The organism is Modestobacter italicus, from assembly GCF_019799965.1.
GTDB lineage: Bacteria > Actinomycetota > Actinomycetes > Mycobacteriales > Geodermatophilaceae > Modestobacter > Modestobacter italicus_A.
The window spans coordinates 460,566-477,077 of record NZ_JABGCJ010000004.1; the positions used below are offsets into that span (position 1 = coordinate 460,566).

General features: G+C 75.0%; 15 protein-coding genes. 10 read left to right on the forward strand and 5 right to left on the reverse strand.

The genetic code is table 11. The features are described 5' to 3' along the window. The first annotated feature begins 1 nt into the window (after position 1). The 3 genes from HLA93_RS12835 to HLA93_RS12845 are packed head-to-tail and all read left to right on the forward strand — an operon-like array spanning position 2 to position 2,914. Positions 2–775 carry a (Fe-S)-binding protein gene (locus HLA93_RS12835; protein WP_222194755.1) on the forward strand — a complete coding sequence of 258 codons (774 nt, stop codon included), beginning with the start codon at positions 2–4 and terminating at the stop codon, positions 773–775. Then, complete coding sequence (locus tag HLA93_RS12840; protein WP_308128099.1) at positions 772–2,241, forward strand: LutB/LldF family L-lactate oxidation iron-sulfur protein; 1,470 nt, start codon at positions 772–774, stop codon at positions 2,239–2,241. The genes HLA93_RS12835 and HLA93_RS12840 overlap by 4 nt, the downstream gene beginning before the upstream one ends. Positions 2,242–2,275: 34 nt before the next feature. Then, positions 2,276–2,914 carry a LutC/YkgG family protein gene (locus HLA93_RS12845; protein WP_222194756.1) on the forward strand — a complete coding sequence of 213 codons (639 nt, stop codon included), beginning with the start codon at positions 2,276–2,278 and terminating at the stop codon, positions 2,912–2,914. On the opposite strand, the gene HLA93_RS12850 is transcribed toward HLA93_RS12845, so the two are convergent. Further along, positions 2,915–4,564: an LCP family protein gene (locus tag HLA93_RS12850; RefSeq protein ID WP_222194757.1), complete on the reverse strand. Its 1,650-nt coding sequence runs from the start codon at positions 4,562–4,564 to the stop codon at positions 2,915–2,917. It abuts the gene before it with no gap. A gap of 273 nt (positions 4,565–4,837) precedes the next feature. On the opposite strand from HLA93_RS12850, the gene HLA93_RS12855 reads away from it, so the two are divergent. Continuing rightward, complete coding sequence (locus HLA93_RS12855; RefSeq protein WP_222194758.1) at positions 4,838–5,800, forward strand: acyl-ACP desaturase; 963 nt, start codon at positions 4,838–4,840, stop codon at positions 5,798–5,800. A 27-nt stretch (positions 5,801–5,827) separates the two neighbouring features. Here the strand turns inward: HLA93_RS12855 and HLA93_RS12860 are convergent, their stop codons facing one another. Further along, positions 5,828–7,789: an alpha/beta fold hydrolase gene (locus tag HLA93_RS12860; protein WP_222194759.1), complete on the reverse strand. Its 1,962-nt coding sequence runs from the start codon at positions 7,787–7,789 to the stop codon at positions 5,828–5,830. Positions 7,790–7,845: 56 nt separating this feature from the next. Between HLA93_RS12860 and HLA93_RS12865 the strand changes: the two genes are divergently transcribed. Next, positions 7,846–8,646 (forward strand): exodeoxyribonuclease III, encoded by an 801-nt coding sequence (locus HLA93_RS12865; protein ID WP_222194760.1) that lies wholly within the window; start codon positions 7,846–7,848, stop codon positions 8,644–8,646. A 6-nt stretch (positions 8,647–8,652) separates the two neighbouring features. Here HLA93_RS12865 and HLA93_RS12870 read toward each other — a convergent pair whose 3' ends face one another. Further along, complete coding sequence (locus HLA93_RS12870) at positions 8,653–9,036, reverse strand: hypothetical protein (RefSeq protein WP_222194761.1); 384 nt, start codon at positions 9,034–9,036, stop codon at positions 8,653–8,655. Between the two features lie 161 nt (positions 9,037–9,197). Between HLA93_RS12870 and HLA93_RS12875 the strand changes: the two genes are divergently transcribed. After that, a complete protein-coding gene (locus tag HLA93_RS12875) occupies positions 9,198–10,682 on the forward strand; it encodes an HNH endonuclease signature motif containing protein (RefSeq protein ID WP_222194762.1) in 1,485 nt (494 codons plus the stop codon). A 38-nt stretch (positions 10,683–10,720) separates the two neighbouring features. Continuing rightward, positions 10,721–11,839 carry an SPL family radical SAM protein gene (locus HLA93_RS12880; RefSeq protein WP_222194763.1) on the forward strand — a complete coding sequence of 373 codons (1,119 nt, stop codon included), beginning with the start codon at positions 10,721–10,723 and terminating at the stop codon, positions 11,837–11,839. Between the two features lie 9 nt (positions 11,840–11,848). Here the strand turns inward: HLA93_RS12880 and HLA93_RS12885 are convergent, their stop codons facing one another. Then, on the reverse strand, positions 11,849–12,700 hold the full coding sequence (locus HLA93_RS12885; protein WP_222194764.1) for a PP2C family protein-serine/threonine phosphatase: 852 nt from the start codon (positions 12,698–12,700) through the stop codon (positions 11,849–11,851). Between the two features lie 167 nt (positions 12,701–12,867). Between HLA93_RS12885 and yaaA the strand changes: the two genes are divergently transcribed. Together yaaA and HLA93_RS12895 are read left to right on the forward strand one after the other, a co-directional pair. Next, a complete protein-coding gene (gene yaaA, locus HLA93_RS12890; RefSeq protein ID WP_222194765.1) occupies positions 12,868–13,641 on the forward strand; it encodes a peroxide stress protein YaaA in 774 nt (257 codons plus the stop codon). A gap of 46 nt (positions 13,642–13,687) precedes the next feature. Beyond that, positions 13,688–15,109 (forward strand): amidase, encoded by a 1,422-nt coding sequence (locus HLA93_RS12895; protein WP_222194766.1) that lies wholly within the window; start codon positions 13,688–13,690, stop codon positions 15,107–15,109. Between the two features lie 8 nt (positions 15,110–15,117). Here the strand turns inward: HLA93_RS12895 and HLA93_RS12900 are convergent, their stop codons facing one another. After that, on the reverse strand, positions 15,118–15,570 hold the full coding sequence (locus HLA93_RS12900; RefSeq protein WP_222194767.1) for a PGPGW domain-containing protein: 453 nt from the start codon (positions 15,568–15,570) through the stop codon (positions 15,118–15,120). Between the two features lie 77 nt (positions 15,571–15,647). On the opposite strand from HLA93_RS12900, the gene HLA93_RS12905 reads away from it, so the two are divergent. Beyond that, positions 15,648–16,511 carry a DNA/RNA non-specific endonuclease gene (locus HLA93_RS12905; RefSeq protein ID WP_222194768.1) on the forward strand — a complete coding sequence of 288 codons (864 nt, stop codon included), beginning with the start codon at positions 15,648–15,650 and terminating at the stop codon, positions 16,509–16,511. The last annotated feature ends 1 nt before the right edge of the window (position 16,512 follow it).

A 16,512-nucleotide genomic window follows, 5' to 3' on the forward strand; every position in this document is an offset into this window, starting at 1 on the left:
GTTGAAGGTCGCACTCTTCGCCACCTGCCTGGTCGACACGATGACGCCGACCGTCGCCCACGCCACCGCCGCGCTGCTGCAGCGGCTGGGGCAGGAGGTCGTCGTCCCACCGACGCAGGCCTGTTGCGGTCAGATGCACGTCAACACCGGCTACCGGCGCGAGGCGGTGTCGATCGTGGCCAACCACGTGCGGGCCTTCGCCGGCGCGGAGGTGATCGTCGCGCCGTCCGGCTCGTGCGTGGCCTCGATCCACCACCAGCAGGCCGCCGTCGCCCGGCGGGCCGGGGACGAGGCGCTCGCCCAGGCCGCCGAGGAGCTGGCCGACCGCACGTACGAGCTGTCCCAGTTCCTGGTCGACGTGCTGGGGGTGACCGACGTCGGCGCCTACTACCCGCACCGGGTCACCTACCACCCGACCTGCCACTCGCTGCGGCTGCTCCGGGTCGGCGACGCGCCGCTGCAGCTGCTGCGGGCGGTGCGCGGGCTGGAGCTGGTGGAGCTGCCCGGCGCCGAGCAGTGCTGCGGTTTCGGGGGCACGTTCGCGGTGAAGAACGCCGACACGTCGACCGCGATGCTCACCGACAAGATGGCCAACGTGCTGTCCACGCACGCCGAGGTCTGCACCGCCGGGGACGCCTCCTGCCTGATGCACATCGGCGGCGGCCTCTCCCGGCTCCGGGCCGGCACCCGCACGGTGCACCTGGCCGAGATCCTCGCCTCGACGGAGGAAGCAGTGACCCCTGACCAGCGCACCGAGCCGGCGGTGACCGCGTGACCGCCGTCGACCTGGGCATGCCCGGCCTGCCCACCGCACCCCGGGGGGTGGGGCACCTGCGCGGCACGCAGTCCTTCCCGGACGCCGCCCGCGGGGCGCTGCGCAACGGCCAGCTGCGGGCCAACCTCGGCCACGCGACCAGCACCATCCGCGGCAAGCGGGCCGCGGTGGTGGGCGAGCTGCCCGACTGGGAGCAGCTGCGCGCCGCGGGCAAGGCGCTCAAGACCGCCACGATGGCCCGCCTGGACGACCACCTGGAGGAGCTCGAGCGCCAGGTGACCGCCCGCGGCGGCGTCGTCCACTGGGCCCGCGACGCGAACGAGGCCAACGAGATCGTCACCCGGCTGGTGCTGGCCACCGGCACGTCCGAGGTGGTCAAGGTCAAGTCGATGGCCACCCAGGAGATCGGCCTCAACGAGGCGCTGGAGGGCGCCGGGCTCGACGTCTTCGAGACCGACCTCGCCGAGCTGATCGTGCAGCTGGGGGAGGACAGCCCGTCGCACATCCTGGTGCCGGCGATCCACAAGAACCGCGCGGAGATCCGGGAGATCTTCGCCCGCACCATCCCGGGCGTCGACCCCGGCCTGACCGACGACCCCCGCCAGCTGGCGATGGCCGCCCGGGCGCACCTGCGCGAGCGGTTCCTGCGGGCCCGGGTCGCGGTCAGCGGCGCGAACTTCGGCGTCGCCGAGACCGGCACGCTCACCGTGGTGGAGTCCGAGGGCAACGGCCGGATGTGCCTGACCCTCCCGGAGACGCTGATCACCGTGATGGGGATCGAGAAGGTGGTGCCGACCTGGCGCGACCTGGAGGTCTTCCTGCAGCTGCTGCCGCGCTCCTCCACCGGCGAGCGGATGAACCCCTACACCTCGACCTGGGCCGGCGTCACACCCGGCGACGGGCCGCAGGAGTTCCACCTGGTGCTGCTGGACAACGGCCGGACGGCGGTGCTCGCCGACGAGGTGGGCCGCGAGGCGCTGCACTGCATCCGCTGCTCGGCCTGCCTGAACGTCTGCCCGGTGTACGAGCGGGCCGGCGGGCACTCCTACGGCTCGGTCTACCCGGGGCCGATCGGCGCGGTGCTCTCCCCGATGCTCACCGGCGTCGAGGACAACGCCTCGCTGCCCTACGCCTCCTCACTGTGCGGCGCCTGCTACGACGTCTGCCCGGTGGCGATCGACATCCCGTCGATCCTGGTCCACCTGCGCGGCGAGCACGTCGAGGCGCAGGAGCGGCCGACGGCCGAGGCGGTCGCCTTCCGCGGCCTCGCGAAGGCGATGTCGCACCCCCGGCTGTGGCACCTGGCCCAGCGGGGAGCCCGGCTGGGCCGGCTGTTCTCCCGTGGGCGGCCCACGCTGCCCAACGCGCTGCCGCCGCCGGTCTCCGGCTGGACCCGCAGCCGCGACCTGCCCACCCCGCCGGCGAAGACGTTCGTCCAGCAGTGGACCGAGGAGCACCGGTCGTGAGTGGTTCCACGTGCAACACGAACGGCGGACGACGGTGAGCGCCCGTGAGGAGGTGCTGGGCCGGATCCGTCAGGCACTGGGCGGCGAGGACCGGACGCCGGCGCCCGAGGTGGTCCGCGACTACCGGCTCACCGACGGCCGGCCCGCCGGGGACGCCGAGCTGCTGGCCCTGCTGGTCGACCGGGTGGAGGACTACCGCGCCACCGTGCTGTGCTGCTCGCCGGCGGAGGTCGCCGCGACGGTGCGGGCCGCTCTGGACCGGGGGCTGGGCACCGGGTGGGCGGCCGGCGACGTCGTCGTCGCGCCCGGGCTCGCCGCGGAGTGGCGGCCGGCCGGCTGCGATGTGGACGACGAGCGGCCGGCGGTGCAGCTGGCCGAGCGGGCGGCCTCGGTCACCGCGGTGGCCGTGGCGATCGCCGAGACCGGCACGCTGGTGCTGGACGGCTCCCCCGCCTGCGGACGGCGGGCGCTGTCCCTGCTGCCGGACTGCCTGGTCTGCGTCGTCACCGCCGACCAGGTGGTGGGCAGCGTGCCCGAAGGGCTGGCCCGGCTGGACCCGCTGCGCCCGCTGACCATGGTCAGCGGGCCGTCGGCGACCAGCGACATCGAGCTGCAGCGGGTCGAGGGCGTGCACGGCCCACGCACGCTCGTGGTGGTGCTGGTCGGCGGCTGATCAGCCGTTGCGGGTCGGGGGCTGCCCCTCGGCCAGGGCGGCCTGCGCCTGCGCCGGGTCGTAGGCGCAGGCGTCGCTGACCTCGGCGGCCGGGTCCTGCGCCGCGCTCGGAGCCGGCGCGCTGCTCGTCCCGGGATCGCCCGACGGGGCGGCCGACGACGACGGCGCGGACGACGGGGCCGTCGTCCCGGCGGCCGGTGAGGTGTCCGACGGGCCGGCCAGCGCCTGCTGGACCAGGGCGCGGATCCGGTCGTAGTCCGGGTAGGCGGGGTCGATCACCGTGTCGTCGAAGACCACGCTGCGGATCGGGGCGTCCTTCACCCGCAGGCCCAGCTCGACGACGTCGCCCAGCACCCCCTGCGGCACGTCGGTGGAGACGATGTCCTGGGTGGTCGCGGCGAGCTGCTGGAACCGGGTCAGCAGGGTCATCGGGTCGGCGGCGTCGACGATGGCGTCGAGGACGCACCGCTGGCGGTCCATCCGCTGGTAGTCCGTCAGCTTGAACCGGCCACGGCTGTAGGCCAGCGCCGTGGCGCCGTCCATGTGCTGGTCGGGCCCGGGGGCGATGTAGGCGTCCGGCAGGATGCCGAGGGTCGGCTCGCCGCCCACCGGGACGTAGTAGTTCACGTCGACGGTGATGCCGCCCAGGGCGTCGACCAGCTGACTGAACCCGTCGAGGTTGACCAGCACGTAGTAGTCGATGTGCAGGCCGAGCGCCTCGCCGACCCCGAGCTTCAGGAAGTCCGCCCCCGGGTCGTCGGTGGGGCCCAGGATGTCGGGGTACCAGGCCGGGCCGTTGCGGTAGACGGCGTTGAGCAGGCTCTCGCTCTCGCTGCCGGCGTCGAACCCGTCGGGGTAGACCTCGGCGAGCGGACTGTCGGCCGGGAAGGGCAGCTCCTCCAGGTTGCGGGGGAGGCTGAACAGCGTCGTCGCCCCGGTCTCCAGCTGGACGTTGGCGACGATCACCGTGTCGGTGCGGACGCCCTCCCGGCCCTCGCCACCGTCGCCCCCCAGCAGCAGGACGTTGAGCTCCTCGCGGTCCCCGAAGAGGTCCCTGCCGTCGGCCGGGTCGGTGACGGTGGCGCTGTCCCCGTCGGCGAAGACGGTGTCCACCAGGTCCCGCTGCGCGTCGGCGATCCGCACGGCCCAGACGGCCGGGACGACGACGGCCAGGCACAGCGCCAGGACGACGAGGCCACCGACGGCGTGCTGCCAGCCCCGCACCCGCCGGGGGAGCACCGCGCGGTAGCCGGTCACGACGACGGCCAGCCAGGCCAGCGCCACGACGCAGATGCCGCCGATCACCCAGAGCAGCGCGGTGGAGTCGACCGCGAACCGGATCGTGTCGCGCCAGCCGACGGTGGCCAGCCAGACGCCGCCGGCCAGCAGCAGGAGGAACAAGGTGAGGACGACGGCGCCGAGCCGGCGTCGTCCGCTGGCCAGGAAGGCGGTGCCGGGGACCACCGCGCCCAGCACCGTGAGCCCCAGCGCCGGGCCGAAGCCGGACGCGGCATGCCGCCGGCCACTGTGCGCGGACCGGTCGTCGTCGGCGAGCGGCAGGCCCGTGGTCGCGTGGACGTCGACCGGGTCGATCCGCTCGGTGTCGCCGGGCCGCCACCGGTGGCTCCCGTGCTGGTTCTCCTCGCTCATGCGGCGGCCAGGTGTCCGGTCATCTGGTCATGTTCCCACTGCTGGGTGGACGGATGCCGCTCAGATCGTCCGGGCTCACCCGCACGGGCGGACGCGCTGTGATCTGCCCGGCGCCGGCACGACTGGACCGCGGGCCGGCGGGTACCCCATCACCCGACGCCGGTCACCCACCGCCGGCGCCGGAACCTGGCCCTCGGCCGGGCCGTTGTCCCGGTCACGTGGTTACGGTGCCGTAGGTTACGGGACCGTAGGTGGTCGACCAGGGAGGTCCACGTGTCGGAGACGTCGCCGCAGGGCGCACTGCTCATCGAGCTCGAGCCGGTGGTCGAGGAGAACCTCAACCGGCACATCGGCCTGGCGCAGGAATGGCACCCGCACGACTACGTCCCGTGGTCGCAGGGGCGTGACTTCGCCTTCCTCGGCGGCGAGGACTGGGCCCCCGAGCAGTCGAAGCTGGACGAGACGGCCAAGGCCGCGATGTTCACCAACCTGCTCACCGAGGACAACCTGCCCAGCTACCACCGGGAGATCGCCACCCGGTTCGGCCGGGACGGCGCCTGGGGCACCTGGGTCGGTCGCTGGACGGCGGAGGAGAACCGGCACGGCATCGCCCTCCGCGACTACCTGGTGGTCACCCGCGGGGTCGACCCGGTCGAGCTCGAGCGCGCCCGGATGGACTACATGACCTCCGGCTACGACTCCGGGGACAAGACCCCGCTGGAGGCGGTCGCCTACGTCTCGTTCCAGGAGCTGGCCACCCGGGTGAGCCACCGGAACACCGGCAAGGCCACCGGCGACCCGATCGCCGACCGGCTGCTCGCCCGGATCGCCAAGGACGAGAACCTGCACATGGTCTTCTACCGCAACATCGTCTCCGCGGCGTTCGACATCGCCCCGGACGAGACGATGCGCGCGGTCGCCGACGAGGTCATGCGCTTCGAGATGCCCGGCGCCTCGATGGCCGGCTTCCGCAAGAACTCGGTGCTCATCGCCAAGGCCGGCATCTACGACCTGCGGCTGCACCACGACGAGGTCATCTCCCCGGTGCTGCGCGCCTGGAAGGTGTTCGAGCGCACCAACCTCGGCCCCGAGGGCGAGCGCGCCCGCGAGGAGCTGGCCCAGTTCATGGTCGGGCTGGACGCGCAGGCGACCAAGTTCGTCGAGAGCCGCGAGCGGATGCGCGCCCGGATGCAGGCGAAGTCCGACACCGAGATCGCCCCGCTCTCCCAGGCCTGAGGCGAGCGGCGGTGGACCTGCTGCCCCTCAGGGCAGCAGGTCCAGGGCGGCGAGGGCGGCCACCAGGCCCAGCGCGGCCACGCCCGTGCCCAGCACCCAGGGCAGCGCCAGCACCGGCGCGCGATCGACCCGGCCGCGCGGGAGGGCCAGGACCAGTCCGCCGGTCGCGAGCAACGCGGCGACGACGGGCAGCCAGAGCAGCCAGGCGGCGGCTGCTGGCAGTCCGAAGCCGAGCACCAGCTCGTCCACGGCGAGGGTGTCGCGGATGACGAGGGCGAGCGCTGCGAGGGCCGCCAGGCCCACCGCCGCGGCCGTCGCCGCCAGCGCGGCCGGTGCCCGGCGACGTCCGCCGCTGCCCCGTCGGCGGCTGCGCACCAGCGCGACCCCGAGCCCGGCGAGCCCCGCTAGCAGCCCGGTCACCGCGGCGGCCAGCCCGGACGACACCGGGGTGACGCCGTCGGTGGCCAGCCGGTACACCCCGGAGGTCAGGTGGACGTCGTCGTCCAGCACGACGTCCACCGGCCCGAGCCCGGCCAGGCACCGGGTGTCCGGGGTGCGGTGCGGGTCGTCGAGGAAGGCCACCGCGATGCTGGGCGCGCAGTCGCCCTGCAGAGAGGGTGTGTGGCCCTGCCCGGGCACCTCGACGAAGGTCGCGTCGCCGAGCCGCGCGGCGAGCGCCCGGCCGGTCTCCGGCAGGGTGATCGGGTCGTACTGCCCGGCCATCACCAGCACGGGCACGTCGCTGACCACAGGCGCCGCTGCCTCGGGCCGGGCCGGCACACCCCAGGCGCGGCAGACCTCCCGGTCCGCCCCGAGCCACAGCAGCCGGGTCGCCGCCCGCCCGGCCAGCGCCCCGGCGTCGGCCTCCGCGGCGGCGTCGGTGCTCATCGGCACCATCTCGGCGCACTGCACCGAGTAGTAGAGGCCCAGTGCGGTCCGGGTCAGCTCCACCAGCGCGGCGTCCGCGACCGGCCGGGCGGCACCGGCGTCGCCGTCCCCCAGCCGGTCCACCAGCAGCGGGACGTACCGGATGAGCTGCGGGTCGTAGAGGGCGTTGAACACCGCGGAGACCAGGTCGTCGCCGGTCAGCCGCAGGGTCACCGGTCCGCCGGTGTCAGGGTGGGTGGCGGCCACCTCCAGCGGCTGCTCGTCCAGCCGGGCCGCGGCGGCGGCCAGCGCGGTGTCCAGCCGCGGGTGGGCCCGGGCGCAGGCGGCATCGGCCGCGCAGGTGGCGACCAGCCGGTCCCATGCCGCCTGCAGGCCCGCGACCAGGCGGTCGTACTCGGGCACGTCGGTGGGCACGGCGGAGTCCAGCAGCAGGCTGCGCACCCCCTCGGGGTGGTCGCGCAGCACGGTCAGCATCAGCCGGGTGCTGTACGACAACCCCCACAGGTCCCACTCGTCGTGTCCGAGGGCGACCCGCAGGTCGGCGACGTCCGCGGCGTTCTCCGCCGTCGTGTAGGCGGCCAGGTCCACGCCGTCGGCACGCAGCCGGTCTGCGCAGGCCCGCGCGGCGGCGACCTGGACGGTGGTCTCCCGGGCCGGCGGGTCCGCGGTGGTCAGCCCGGTGATGAACGCCTGGCCGAGCTCCGGGCAGGTGAGCGCGGGCTCGGAGTTGCCGGTGCCCCGCTGCTCCAGCACCACCACGTCCCGGTCCCGCGCGTAGGCCGAGCCCGCCAGTCCGGTCAGACCGCCGCTGGCCGAACCCGGGCCGCCGGCCGTGACGAGCACCGGGGCGGCGGTGGGGTCGTCCACCTCGCTGTGCAGCACGGCGACGAGCAGCTCGACGTGGTCGCCGTCCGGGTCATGCCGGGACTCCGGGACGGCGAACCGGGCGCACTCGACCCGGCCGGCGTCGGGCACCGGCATCGGGCAGTCCACCGGCCGCAACGGGGTGCCGGTGAACGCCGAGGTCGGCGCGGCGGCCGCTGGGGCGGTGCCGCCCAGCACGAGCAGCACGAGCGCGAGCAGGGCCGCGGGTCTGCGCACGGCGCGCAGGCTAGCGGCCGCAGGCGTCCGGTGGGCGCCGCCTAAGGTCGACGGTCATGCGCCTGGCCACGTGGAACGTGAACTCCATCCGCAGCCGAGTGGACCGGGTGGAGGCCTGGCTGCAGCGCAGTGACGTCGACGTCCTGGCGCTGCAGGAGACCAAGTGCAAGGACGAGCAGTTCCCCGAGGACCGGTTCCGGGCGCTGGGCTACGAGGTCGCCCACGTCGGTTACTCGCAGTGGAACGGCGTGGCGCTGCTGTCCCGGGTGGGCCTGACCGACGTCGAGGTCGGCTTCCCGGGCATGCCGTCGTGGGCCAAGGAGGGCGCCGAGCCGGTCGCCGAGGCCCGGGCGCTGGGCGCGACCTGCGGCGGCGTGCGGGTGTGGAGCCTCTACGTGCCCAACGGCCGCACCCTCACCGACCCGCACCTGCAGTACAAGCTGGAGTGGCTCGAGGCGCTGCGGGTGCACGCGGCCGGCTGGCTCACCGAGGACGCCGACGCGCAGGTGGCGCTGGTCGGCGACTGGAACATCGCCCCCCAGGACGACGACGTCTGGGACATGTCGGTGTTCAGCCACTCCACGCACGTCTCCGAGCCCGAGCGGGCGGCGTTCCGCGGCGTGGTGGAGGCCGGGTTCACCGACGTCGTCCGGCCGTACACCCCGGGCCCGGGCGTCTACACGTACTGGGACTACACGCAGCTGCGCTTCCCGCGCCGCGAGGGGATGCGGATCGACTTCGTGCTCGGCTCCCCTGCGCTGGCCCGCCGGGTCACCGACGCCCGGATCGACCGCGAGGAGCGCAAGGGCAAGGGCGCCAGCGACCACGCCCCGGTCGTCGTCGACCTGGCCGACTGACCCGGCTCAGTCCACGTCGGGCGCCGACACCAGGTGCACGATGCTGGCCGGGCTGGTGATCCAGAAGGCCGCGCTGGTGCCCAGCGGCTCGATCTCGTCGCAGCGGGCCACTCCGTGGGCTGCCAGGTGATCGGCCGCTGCAGCGGTGTCGTCGGTCGTCACCTGCAGCCACAGCTCCGCCTGGCTCATGCCGGGGACGCGGTCGATCCACAGCCGGTTGGCGCCGAACTCGAAGCCGACCGACTCCGGGCCGCTGTCGAACGGGTTGTCCAGCTCCCGCAGCCCGAGGGTCTCCCGGTAGAACCGGACGGTGTCCTCCCACTGGTGGGGAGGCACCTTCATGGCGATGTTGCGGCCTCCCGCGTAGGCCAAGCCAGCTGCCGTCGTCATGACGCCCCCTCAGATCGGTCCGTACCGTCATCCTGCCGACGGCACTGCACGTCCGCCCTCGGCGGCGCGCTCTCCGACGGCGCGGCTCGCGACGGTTCCGCGGAACCGTCGCGACCGGTTGACCAGCGGTTCTGTCGGTGCCAGCCGCTACGTTCGAACACATGGTCGATGCGCTGGTCACTCCCTCGCCACTGTCCGTCGTCCGGAGCGCCGGGCCGGCACAGCCGGCCGAGCCGCTGGAGGCGCTCGGCGACCGGATCTGCGCCGGCGCGGTGCAGCTGGCCGCGGCGACGGCGTCCTGGTTGCGGCTGGTCGCCGAGTTCGACCAGCGGGAGGGCTGGCGGGGCATCGGCATCACCTCGTGCGCGCACTGGCTGGCCTGGCGGTGCGCGCTGACGCCGGGGACGGCCCGGCAGCACGTCCGGGTGGCGCGGGCACTGCGGGCGCTGCCCTTGACCAGCGCCGCCTTCTCCGCCGGCGAGCTCTCCTACTCGAAGGTGCGCGCACTGACCCGGGTCGCCGAGCCGGGCACCGAGGCCGAGCTCGTCGAGTTCGCCCGGCACGCCACCGCCTCCCAGGTGGAGCGCACCGTGCGGGCCTGGCGCCGGGCCGACGACGTCGACGCGGGCCGGGTGGCCGACCGGCGACGGTTCTCCTGGTGGACCGAGGACGACGGGATGATCTCGGTGCAGGTCCGGATGGAAGCCGAGCACGGCGCCGAGTTCCTCGCCGCGATCGAGTCGCTCGCGGAGCGGGACGCGCGCCGGGAGCGAGCAGCCCGCACCCGGGCCACCGCGGCTGGCGGGTTCGTGCCCCCGGGATCTGACACCGGCCCCGAGACCGCCGACGACGGCACGACTGGGGATGGCGCCGTCGCCGACGCCTCCGTTCCCGAGGAGCACGCTCCCGGAGACCCCGCCATCGAGAACGTGGCTGAGCCGCTGGCCGTGAGCACCGAACGCCGCTGCCGGGCGATGACCAGGCTGGCCGCGGCGGCGGCCGACGCCGACCGTCGGGCCGGCGACCCGCCCCGCCGCGAGGTGGTGGTCGTCGTGGACGCCACGGTGCTGGCCGACGACGAGGCCGCCGGGCGGGCCGCACTGGCCGGGGGCCCAGCCCTCACCCCGGCCCAGGCCCGGCGACTGGCGTGCGACGCGGCCGTCACCGCGATCGTCACCGACGGGCCCGAGGTGCTGGCCCAGGGCCGGTCGCGGCGGTACGCCACCCGCGCCCAGCGACGCGCGCTGCTGCTCCGCGACGGCGGTTGTGCCCGGCCGGGGTGCGAGGAGACGCGGCCGGAGCGGCTGCACGCCCACCACCTGCGGCACTGGCTGCACGGCGGCCGCACCGACGTCTCGAACATGGTCCTGCTCTGCGACGTCGACCACGGGCTGGTCCACGACCACGACCTGGCGCTCAGCCGGGCCGGCGGCCGACTGGTCGCCGTGGCCCCGGACGGTGGGCGGCCGTGGGAGGACACCGGAGGACGGTTCCGCGGAACCGCCGCCGACGGGCTGTCGTCGCTGCTGCCGGGCACACACCGGCTGCCCGCCGCGCTGCCCTCCGACGGCGAGCGGATGGACCTGCAGCACGTCGTCTGGGCACTGATGGCCCATCGGGACGTCGTCCGGCGACGCGCCGCCTGAGCGGAAGGGCGGCATCCCCGGGGCCGTTGCACCAGGTGATGACCACCGCGCTGACCGCACCCACCGCGCCGACCCTCACCATCGCCCCGACCCCCACCCGACGCTGGACGCCGTCCCGCGTCCTGGTCACCCGCTCGGCGGCCGAGCGGCCGTACGGGCAGCGGGTGCTGGCCCGGCTGGAGGCGGCCGGGGTCAGCGACATCGAGCTGCTGCGCGGCGACCGGCTGCCCAGCCTGCGTGGCGACGGCGACCGGGCGGCGTTCATGGCGGCCAAGCAGACCCTCGCGCTGGTCGTCCCGCCGGCGTCACTGCGCCGGCTGCAGCCGATCGCCCCCTCGGCGGACTGGCGCTTCGACCTGGCACAGGGCTGCCCGGCGCACTGCCAGTACTGCTACCTGGCCGGCTCGCTGTCCGGCCCACCGATCACCCGGGTGTACGCCGACCTCGACGAGGCGCTGGCCGGACTCGACGGCTACGTCGGGCATGGCACCGTCACCTCCGGCTCGGCCGCCCGCGCCGCGGAGGGGACGACGTTCGAGGCCTCCTGCTACACCGACCCGCTGGCGCTGGAGCACCTGACCGGCGGCCTGGCCACCGCGATCACCCACTTCGGCACCCACGACTGGGCCGGTCCGGTGCAGCTGCGGGCGACGACCAAGTTCGACGACGTCGCCGGCCTGCTCGACCTGCCGCACCGGGGCCGCACCCGGCTGCGGTTCTCGCTCAACGCCGGCCCGGTGGCCCAGCGGTTCGAGGGCGCCACCTCTCCGGTGGCCGGGCGCATCGCGGCACTGGGCGCGGTCGCGGCGGCCGGCTACCCGGTCGGTCTCACGATCGCGCCGATCATGCCGGTGGACGACTGGCGCGAGCACTACGGCCGCCTGCTGGACGACGTCGCGGCCGCCCTGCCCGCGGCCACCGACCTGACCGTCGAGTGCATCACCCACCGCTTCACCCCGGGCAGCAAGGAGACGCTGCTCGACTGGTACCCGCGCACCCGGCTGGAGATGGACGAGGCCCAGCGCACCACCAAGCGCGGCAAGTTCGGCGCGGTCAAGCACGTCTACCCCAAGGCGACGATGGGCGAGCTGCGCGGCTGGTTCACCGCCGCCATCGCCGAGCGGCTGCCCGACGCCCGGCTCCTCTACTGGACCTGACGAGCTCCGTCAGCGCGGGCGGTGCTGGACCAGCCCGACCGGGACCGGGCCGGGCCAGACGGCCTCCAGCGCCTCCGCGGTCTCCTCGCGCAGCTCGGTGGCCGCGCCGACGGTGCACACCCGGATCGGGTCGTTCCCCGGCGCGGACTCCCGGACGTCGGCCACCACGACGGTGATGTTGTCCGTCGGCGGACCGGCGAGCGCCGCGTCCCGCAGGCGGGCGGCGGCCTCGGCGGGGGTGCCGGGCGTGGCGAGCAGGTCGCGCAGCACGTCGGGTGGGACGACGTCGGACAGCCCGTCGGAGCAGACCATCAGCCGGTCGCCGGGCCGGGCGTCCAGCCGGAGCACGTCGACGGCCGCCACGTCGTCGTCCGCGCCGTGCAGGGCCGCGTAGACGGCCGAGCGCTGCGGGTGCACCTTCGCCTCGGCCGGGGTGAGCGAGCCGGCGTCGATCAGCGCCTGGACCAGCGTGTGGTCGGTGCTGACCTGCTGCAGCTCGCCGTCCTGCAGCAGGTAGCCGCGGGAGTCACCGATGTGCAGCAACGCCAGCCCCTGGGCGTCGGAGTGCACGGCGGTCATCGTCGTCGCCATCGTGCGCAGCCGCGGCCGCTCGGTGTAGGCAGCCCGGATCCGCTCGTTCGCGCTGGCCACCACCCGCACCGGGTCGTCGGCGCCCTCGCCGTCACTGCCGGCGGCGAGCGGGGCCAGCCAGTTGGCCACCAGGGACGACGCGACGGCCCCGCCGACGTTGCCGCCGACCCCGTCGGCGATGGCGATGAGCAACGGTCCGGCGACCGCGGAGTCCTGGTTGTCCGGGCGTGGTCCGCGGGTGGAGACGGCAGCACTGTCCAGCACCAACACGTCTCTCACCTCCTCGACCGGGCCCTGCACTGCGAAGCGCAGCGTCGCAGAACGGTAGATGACGACACCGGAGGTCGCCTCCGAGCAGCGCCGTTGCCCCGCTGCACGACCCCGAGCCTGCCAGCTCGCACCGGTGCGGCGGACGGCGACACGTAGCCTCGACCCCCGTGCTCGTGCTGCTGCCCCCTTCGGAGACCAAGCACCCCGGCGGGGACGGCGCGCCGCTGGACCTGGCCACGCTGAGCAGCCCGGAGCTCACGCCCCTCCGCGAGCAGCTGGTCGAGGCGGTCGTCTCCCTCGCCGGCGACGTCCCGGCCGCGCGGTCCGCGCTGGGCCTCTCCCCCGCCCAGGACGACGAGATCGCCCGCAACGCCGCGCTCCGGTCCAGCCCGACGATGCCGGCGATCGAGCGCTACACCGGCGTCCTCTACGACGCCCTGGACGTCCGCTCGCTCTCCCGCGCCCAGCGGCGGCGGGCCGACGGCCGGCTGGCGGTCGGTTCCGCGCTGTTCGGTCTGCTGCGCGCGGACGACGCCGTGCCCGCCTACCGGTTGTCCGCCGGCAGCTCGCTGCCCGGCCTGCCCACGCTGCGGTCGCTGTGGAAGCCGGTGCTGACCGACGTGCTCGCCGGCATCGACGGCCTGGTGGTCGACCTGCGGTCCGGCGCCTACGCCGACCTGGCGCCCGTACCGGGAGCGGTGACCGTGACGGTGCTGAGCGAACGCCCGGACGGCACCCGCGCCGTGGTCAGCCACTTCAACAAGGCGCACAAGGGGAGGCTGGCCCGGTTGCTGGCCACCACCACCGGCGAGCCGGACTCCGTCGTCCGGCTGCGGGCGCTGCTCCGCCGGGCGGGGTTGCACGTGGAACACGCCACCGACCGGGGGAAGCCGGGCACCGAGCTGACCCTGGTCGTCCCGGCCGCCGCAGTCACCCGCTGAGCGCACCAGGTTCCTCAACGCTGAGAGACCCAGTACGGTCGCCGGGGTGACCAGCGCCGAGGACCTCTGCACCCGCCCGGCCACCGAGCTCGCGGCGATGCTGCGCGCCCGTGAGGTCTCGGCCCGGGAGCTGCTGGACGCCCACCTGGAGCGGATCGACCGGCTGAACCCCCGGCTCAACGCCATCGTCACCCTCGACCCCGAGGGTGCCCGGGCCGCCGCCGACGCGGCCGACGCCACGCTCGCCGCCGGAGAGCCGGTCGGCCCGCTGCACGGGCTGCCCATCGCGCACAAGGACACCCACGCCACCGGCGGCATGCGCACCACCTGGGGCTCGCCGCTGCACGCGGAGACCGTGCCGGCGCGCGATGAGCTGGCCGTGGCCCGACTGGGCGCCGCCGGGGCCATCCGGGTCGGCAAGACGAACGTGCCGGAGTTCGCGGCCGGCTCGCACACCTTCAACACCCTCTTCGGGGCGACCCACAACCCCTACCGGCACGGGCTGTCCGCCGGCGGCTCCTCCGGTGGCGCGGCGGCGGCGCTGGCCGCCGGCCTGGTGCCGATCGCCGAGGGCAGCGACATGGGCGGCTCGCTGCGCAACCCGGCCGCGTTCTGCAACGTCGTCGGCCTGCGGCCCACTCCCGGCCGGGTGCCCACCCACCCGGCACCGATCGGCTGGTCGCAGCTGTCCGTGCAGGGGCCGATGGGCCGCACGGTCGCCGACGTGGCGCTGACCCTCTCCGCCCTGGCCGGGCCCGACCCGCGGGTGCCGATCGCGCTGGACGACCCGGGCGCCCCGTTCGCCGACCCGCTGCCCACCGAGCTGCGCGGCCTGCGGGTGGCCTGGGCGCCGGACCTCGGCGGTCAGGTGCCGGTGGACCCGGCGATCACGGCGACCCTGGAGGCGTCCCTGGGCGTCTTCGCCGACCTCGGCGCCACCGTCGAGGAGGCCTGCCCGGACCTACGCGGGGCCGACGAGGCGTTCGGGGTGCTGCGCGCCTGGCTGTTCGAGGCGAGCTTCGGCGACCTGGTCCGGCGGAACCCGGAGAAGGTGAAGGAGACCATCCGCTGGAACGCCGCCCGGGGTGCCGAGCTCACCGGCGCGGACGTCGGCCGGGCCGAGATCGCGCACACGAAGATCTACGAGCGGGTGGTGGCCTTCTTCCAGCGGTACGACGTGCTGCTGGCCCCCACCACCCAGGTGCTGCCGTTCCCGGTCGAGCAGGAGTACCCGACCGAGGTCGCCGGTGTGCCGCAGGAGGACTACCTGGGCTGGATGCGCTCCTGCACGCTGATCTCGGCGACCGGCTGCCCGGCACTGTCGGTGCCCGGCGGGTTCACTGCCGACGGCCTGCCGGTGGGGCTGCAGATCGTGGGGCCGCCCCGCGCCGACCGCCGGGTGCTGGAGGTCGGGCACGCCTTCGAGCAGGCCACCGGCTTCGGCCGGCGTCGTCCCGACCTGGGCTGAGCCCGGCGTCAGTCCCGGTCGGGGGCGGCCGCGCGGTAGGCGCCGCCGCTGCCCGGGACGCCGGCCGGGCGGTGCGCCTTGGCCTCCTGCTCGTGCTCCTCGTGCCGGGCGAAGACCACGGTCCCGACCAGGAAGAGCCCGGAGATGATCAGGACGACGGCGGTGAAGGCGTTGACGAACGGCAGGTCCACGCCGATCAGCGCCAGCACCCCGAAGACCACGAGCGCCAGCGCGGCGAGCACCGCCCCGGCGGCGCGCAGCGGGCTCTTGCCGACCTCCTCCACGCCCTCCTGCGCCTTCTCCTTGGCGTAGTCCAGCGGCTTGGCCGCCCACGGGAACCGGGTGGCGAGCACCGCCAGGCCGGCGGCGACGAGCACGAACCCGGGGCCGGGCAGGACGAGCAGGCAGATGCCGGCGAGGGTCAGCAGACCCCCGAGGACGGCGATCACGACGGTCTTCACGGATGCGTTGTGCCCCGCCGGTCCCCTGTTCACGCCAGGGGCGCGCGCGTGTCGGACCCACCGCCGAGGATCGGCCCATGACCGACTCCGCCCAGCCCTCCGCCGCTGACCTCGCCGACCGGACCGGGCTGGACGAGCAGCTGCTCGGCGTCCCCGTCCCGCTGCCGGTACTGCGCGACCCGCTGCCGGCCGTCCGGCTGGACTACACCCACTTCAGCGTGCTGCTGCGCACCGACCGGCGGCTGGCCGCGGTCGCCGGGGTGGGCATCGACGGCGCGCTGCTGCAGGACCGCTCGCGGTCGGGCATCGACTGGCGGCTGGACCCACGGGTGCCTGCCGACCAGCAGACCGGGGAGGCCGTCTACGCCCGCAACGACCTGGACCGGGGCCACCTGGTGCGGCGGGCCGACGCGGTGTGGGGCGCCACCGAAGCGGAGGCGCAGCGCGGCAACGAGGACACCTTCTTCCTGACCAACGCCGCTCCCCAGGCCGCCGCGTTCAACCAGGGCGAGGAGCTCTGGCTGGGCCTGGAGGACCACCTGCTGGCCAGCGCGGCCACCGGGCAGCGCCGGCTGGTGGTGTTCACCGGCCCGGTGCTCGACCCCGCCGACCCCGTCTACCGGGGCGTGCAGCTGCCGCTGCGGTTCTGGAAGGTGGCGGCCTTCGTCGACGACGGCCGGCTCGGTGCCACCGGCTACCTCCTGGACCAGAGCTCGCTGATCGGCCGGCTGCCCGCGCGCGCCGCCGACTCCCCTCCCCCACCCGGCGCCTTCCGCACCTTCGGCGTGCCGATCGCCGACCTCGCCGCGCTCACCGGCCTGGACCTGGACCAGCTGGCCGCCGTCGACCGGCTGCCGACCGTGGTGGGGCAGCCGGCCGGCGAACCCGGCGTGCCGGCCGGCTGGGTGCCGCTGACCTCCCCCGACCAGCTCCGCCGCTGAC

What these genes read in the sequence shown, in the direction of transcription:
- HLA93_RS12850 (WP_222194757.1), bottom strand. Translation starts at nt 4,564, where the DNA reads ATGAGCGAGGAGAACCAGCACGGGAGCCACCGGTGGCGGCCCGGCGAC.
- HLA93_RS12865 (WP_222194760.1), top strand. Translation starts at nt 7,846, where the DNA reads ATGCGCCTGGCCACGTGGAACGTGAACTCCATCCGCAGCCGAGTGGAC.
- HLA93_RS12870 (WP_222194761.1), bottom strand. Translation starts at nt 9,036, where the DNA reads ATGACGACGGCAGCTGGCTTGGCCTACGCGGGAGGCCGCAACATCGCC.
- HLA93_RS12875 (WP_222194762.1), top strand. Translation starts at nt 9,198, where the DNA reads ATGGTCGATGCGCTGGTCACTCCCTCGCCACTGTCCGTCGTCCGGAGC.
- HLA93_RS12880 (WP_222194763.1), top strand. Translation starts at nt 10,721, where the DNA reads ATGACCACCGCGCTGACCGCACCCACCGCGCCGACCCTCACCATCGCC.
- HLA93_RS12905 (WP_222194768.1), top strand. Translation starts at nt 15,648, where the DNA reads ATGACCGACTCCGCCCAGCCCTCCGCCGCTGACCTCGCCGACCGGACC.